General features: G+C 40.0%; 3 protein-coding genes and 1 pseudogene. 2 read left to right on the forward strand and 2 right to left on the reverse strand.

The genetic code is table 11. The features are described 5' to 3' along the window. Nucleotides 1-2,974: SusC/RagA family TonB-linked outer membrane protein (locus VNZ46_RS02365; RefSeq protein ID WP_325558466.1), on the reverse strand; the 2,974-nt coding region annotated here is incomplete at its 3' end. 98 nt (nt 2,975-3,072) lie between these two features. Further along, nucleotides 3,073-4,212 (reverse strand): FecR family protein, encoded by a 1,140-nt coding sequence (locus tag VNZ46_RS02370; RefSeq protein ID WP_325558467.1) that lies wholly within the window; start codon nt 4,210-4,212, stop codon nt 3,073-3,075. Nucleotides 4,213-4,526: 314 nt separating this feature from the next. Here VNZ46_RS02370 and VNZ46_RS02375 point away from each other — a divergent pair, with 314 nt between their 5' ends. Continuing rightward, nucleotides 4,527-5,063 (forward strand): pyridoxamine 5'-phosphate oxidase family protein, encoded by a 537-nt coding sequence (locus VNZ46_RS02375; RefSeq protein ID WP_199078465.1) that lies wholly within the window; start codon nt 4,527-4,529, stop codon nt 5,061-5,063. A 145-nt stretch (nt 5,064-5,208) separates the two neighbouring features. Further along, nucleotides 5,209-5,408: pseudogene (locus VNZ46_RS02380) on the forward strand (cyclase); the annotation flags it as partial.

Below are 5,408 nucleotides of genomic sequence, written 5' to 3' on the forward strand. Positions count from 1 at the left end.
TTAGTATATTACCGAAACTGGTTGGCGTTGCGGAACCATTATAAACCAGCTCACCTCTGTTTGTTGAATTGAGAATTGCTCCGTAATTTGTACTCGGTATACCATTTAGATAGCCTTGAGGATTTCCTCTATTATCCAGTCCAATGTATTTTAAGCTAAATACAGAATAAAAGGGAAAGCCTTCCAAGGGGTTTAAATAGTTTTCTGTAATCACATTTAAATTGGATCCATTAGTGACCTTATAAGAGGTCACTTTACTGGTTACATGATTATACATGAAGGCGGTGTTCCATTTTATAACGCCCGTGAGGTTCTGGCTGCTGATTTGGAGATCCATCCCCTTGGTTAAGGTATTCGCTGAGTTTCCCCTATATACAGATATCCCGGTTTGTGGTGCAACACTGGTATTTCCAACTAAGTCCATACCATTTTTTTGCCAAATATCTAAACTTCCAATGATCCGGCCATTTTTTGTCATAAAGTCTAACCCAAAATTCATGTTTCTCACTTTTTCCCAGCGAAGGGAAGGATTTGGAGGGTTGACGACAATTGCATAGGGTGCCCCGTAAGTATTTGTATACATAGAGCCAGCCTGGGTGGTTAAATATGCAGACAAGTTATTGTCTACATTACCGGTATAACCATAGGTAGCTCTTAATTTTAAATAAGGTAGCCAATCTATGGCATAAAAACTTTCCTTGTTCAATACCCAGGACAATCCCGAACTCCAAAGCGGAACGCCTTTTTGGTTGGTGCTTACTCCAAATAAATTGGATTCATCCTGCCTTGCGCTTAAGGATACTATATATTTGTCGGCATAAGTATAAGCACCATTGAAATAATAGGAAAAGAAACGATTATCAGTTCCAGATGAAGTGTTGTTAAAGGGAATTTTTCTGGCAGACCCACCATAGAAAAGCGGATAGTCTTCTGTAAAATTCAAACTGGAATTCAGATTCGCACCAGTTTGCGCGTTATAGCCATAAAATATATTTTGGCTATCGCTTATATTCAATTCCCTAATCTCCACACCTGCAATGGCATTCAGCGCATGTTTTCCAAATTTCACTTCTTCATCAATCTGAAGCCTTCCACTCTGAGATTTACTTTTGGTAGGCATACTTAAATAAATATCTCCAATAGGTATAGGTCGAGTTAGCTTTCCAGTTACCGGATCAATTTGAGTATAAGTATTGATTAGATCCCTAGTAAAGTATGAACTCTGCTCATAAACTCTACTTAAATCAGATTTTCCTTTTTCATAGTTGTATACAGCAGAAAGTTTTAATCCTGCAACCACCTTGTAGCTTAAAGCCAGGTTAATCCTGTAATTATCTACGTTGGTTGTGGTGGTATTATACCTGTTTTGCAATTCTTCCAGGGGTTTATACAGCCAATTGAGTAATTTCCCATTACCCGCCGTCTGGGCATAAGACAAATTCATATTATTTGCGACTGTAATAGGGTTGCCATTGTTGTCAGCAACCTGATCATATGGATTGTTAGGAAAAAAAGATGGAATCGTCTTGTTGTTACTACCGGTATACCTTAGGTTAGAAGAAAGCTCTAATTTGTCTTTGAAAAAGTAAAAACTATGACTTGAATTTAAGGTGATTCGGTTATAACTATTTCCAACCATACTGCCCAGGTTATGATCGTATCCGGCCGAAAGTGCATATTTCTGGTGTTTACCTCCCCCAGTTAAACTGGCTTGATATTGCTGTGCGATACTGGTCTGGTAAAAATACTTTAACAGTTGGTCCCTGACGTCAATATTTCGCAAAGCATTCAATTTCACTTCGTAATCTGGAGCAGATGGATTTCGAAACAACTCTACAGCGGGTGGAAGTGCAGCATAACCATTGCCAATGGCTGCATCATAAGCACCTTGTTTGTACAAAAATTGTTGTACATCTATCACTTCTGAAGAATTGAGTTGTGGTGGATTATAAAGGTTCGGTTTTTGACCAAAGGTCACATTCGCATTGAAGCCAATCTTCGGGGCGGTATTCAGGCTTCCTTTTTTGGTCGTAATCACAATTACACCATTTCCGGAACGTGCGCCCCAAGCAGACGCTGCAGCTGCATCTTTCAATATAGTTATAGTTTCTATATCATTCGGGTTGATGTTGTTTATGTCCCCATCGTAAGGAAAGTTGTCCAGAACAATCAGTGGATCGGCATTGCCAAATAAGGTGGAACGGCCATGAATCTCTATAGCACTCTGCCCAACCTGCCTTGTTACTGGTGAAGTAAAAATTAAGCCGCTGGTTACACCATCCAGACGGTCAAGGATACCCGTAGAAACAGAACGGTCCAATAGATCTTTGTCTATCCGAACAAAAGAACCAGTGGCTCTTTCTTTAGGCAAAGTCTGGTAACCTGTAGATACAATCTGAACTTCATCGAGGTTTCCGCTGATCATCATCAGTTTTAAGGTACCTACATCTGTTTGCGCACGGATTTCTCTGGATTGATAACCAAGATAGGAAACCACCAACGCAGCATCAGGCCGAACGCCTTCTAAAGTAAACCTGCCCAGACTGTCTGTATGCACGTACTTGTTCTTGTTTTTAACTTTTATGGTAGCTGCCCAAAGTGGTTTGTTGTTTTCATCCCGCACTACACCGCTGACATTAATTTCCCGGAATGGACTCATGATCCTATCCAGAAAAGAAACTTCCTTTTGGGTAATGACTATGGTTTTATCGGTAATGGTGAAGCTGAGTGAAGGATTAGTCAAGGCTTTGCTCATGACCTCATTTAAAGAGGCGCCATGGAAGTTCACGCTGATACTTTTTTCCGCGTTGAGCTTTTCTTCATTCCAGATCACATTAAACCCGGTTTGTTTTTTAATCTCTTTGAAAAGCTGAGCAAGGGTTACTTCTTTTTTAACGTAGGTTATTTTCTGGGCAAAAGCAGATACACCGGTTAACAATAACAAAGTAAAAACAATAGAAGTAAGTATGCGCATGTATCAACAAAATAGGAAAAGACCTATTTTTCCAATAGGCCCATTTTTTGTTGCAAATTACATAATTTTGATGATTCTGCTAAACAGGAATAAAGATTTTATTGTACATAAACTTTTCTTCCCTCCATTTTGAATTTAACATCGCCGGTCAGCTCCAGCATGCGCAGTACTTTGGAAATGTCTTTGTATTTAGAGATGGTACCGCCAAATAACTGACTTCCCGTTTGTTGGTTCTGATAGATAACATCTACATCATACCATCTCGACAATTGTTTCATGATTCGCTCCAATGGTTCGTTTCTAAAAGAAAATTCACCATTTTTCCAAGCAATGACACCATCCGGATCAACAGACCTCACTTTAATCAGGGAGCCTGAGTTGACAGCCTGTTGTCCGGGTTTAAGTGCAACCATATTAACCAACACGCTTCCTTCTGTTAAAGTTGTTTGCGTACTGGTATCATCTGGATAACTACTAATATTGAAATGCGTACCCAGTACTTTTACCACCTGGGTTTTGCTTTGCACCAAAAAGGGATGCATTTTATCTTTTGCTACCTCGAAGTAGGCCTCGCCCTTCAACTCAATTCTACGTTCTTTACGTCCGGCGAAAGAAACGGGGTAGGTTAAAGTTGAAGCAGCGTTGAGCCATACTTTCGTGCCGTCTGGCAACGAGAGCTTATATTGTCCACCACGGGGTGTAATCATGGTGTTTACATTTTTTGTTTCTGATTCCTGGTTCCGGGCCCCGTTGGTGTACGGGGCCGGGTCAGGTCGAGAGGTGTAGATAATTTCTCCACCTTCGGACTTGATTACTTTCATGGTAGATTGTAGGGCCAGCACACCATTCTTCGCTTCATTTAAACTAATTTTATCGCCATTGCTTAAAATAAGCGTGGCTTTATCAGTTCCGGGAAGAATGTTGTTGGCAAACCTATTGTCCGAAGGTTCTTTAGTGAAAAAATATATACAAATGCCAAGTATAGTGACCACTGATGCTGCTGCAAGTACAATGCGCATAGGCAGCCTGGTGGTTTTAACTGTAGTTGTTGGTTGAGTTTGGAGAAGAATAGATGACCACATTTCATCGTGAGTATCTCTAAGAAGCGTTTCTGATAAACCTGAAGGTTGATCTTCATGCAAATGATGCAGCCAATAGCGCACTTGCTGATTTTCCTGCGGGGAGTCTGTCCCTGCCTGAAATCTTTCTAATACTTCTTTTGACTGTTGTTCGTTCATCTTTTTCTAATTATCTATATCAAGATAATCACAACAAAGACACTTCAAAAAATGTAATCGGGTACAAGAAAGTGAAAAAAATTTCAAATATTTTGTTTATCACTGATAATCAATCATTTAATTTCATACAAAACAAAGATTTACTGCCTTTACCAAGTTCACTTTCCATACCAATCCTCCTACCATGACAAGCTAAGCCAAAATTTATTGTGTCTCTTCGATATAACCTTAAGTTCCAGAATTCCTTAAACAATACAACAAAATTTTTGTTCCTAGCCTACATTAACCTATTTAAAAACATAAACATTTAGAAAATGGATTCGATTAACAAAAACCAACCCGAAGACAACTTTAAAAACCTGGCCGGACAAGAAGGTATCGATAAAATAAAGGAACTTGCAAAACAAGCAGGCTCCTGTTTCTTTTGTACAAAGAACGATAAGGAAGGGCTTTTCACCACCCGGCCAATGTCTGCAGATCACATTGACGACGACGGAAACTTCTGGTTCCTAAGTGCAGAGGATAGCGAGAAAAATGCAGACATCAACAAAGATCCCCACGTGCAATTACTCCTGCAGGGCTCCGAATACAGTGATTTTTTGACGCTGTATGGAAAGGTAACCATTACAAAAGATAAAGATTCCATAGACAAACTTTGGAACCCACTATTGAAAACATGGTTCACAGAAGGTAAAGAAGACCCAAGAATAACAGTATTGAAGTTCAGTCCTGTAAAAGGTTACTATTGGGACACCAAACATGGCATGGCAGTCGCATTGGTAAAACGAGTTATCGGAGCCGTTAAAGGCGAAACCTACGACGACTCTATAGAAGGCACCATCAAACCTTAAGTACCCAACCCGGTTACTACCCAGGAAAATATGTTTTCTGGTTAAGCCTCATAATCTGTAAGATTCAGCTAGATCAGTAAAACATATTTTCAAATTACTCAAAACCAATAAACATAGGCATTGTTCATCTTACAAACAACATCCTATGAACGCACTAAGTATAAAACTCCTTGACCGGGCAAAATCACTGCTCACGGAACCAACAGGAAAAGAAAACATCGATCAGGGCGAAAGAGTCGTTTCCCTGCTCGCAGGAGGATGGCTTCTTTTTGAAAGCCTGAAAAACATGAAAAAGCACCCTCTTATCGGCCTCCAGGTGGCCGCAGCAAGTGGACTCCTGCTCTA

The organism is Pedobacter sp., from assembly GCF_035566355.1.
GTDB lineage: Bacteria > Bacteroidota > Bacteroidia > Sphingobacteriales > Sphingobacteriaceae > Pedobacter.

Coding starts and splice junctions, on each gene's coding strand:
- VNZ46_RS02370 (WP_325558467.1), bottom strand. CDS start 4,212: ATGAACGAACAACAGTCAAAAGAAGTATTAGAAAGATTTCAGGCAGGG.
- VNZ46_RS02375 (WP_199078465.1), top strand. CDS start 4,527: ATGGATTCGATTAACAAAAACCAACCCGAAGACAACTTTAAAAACCTG.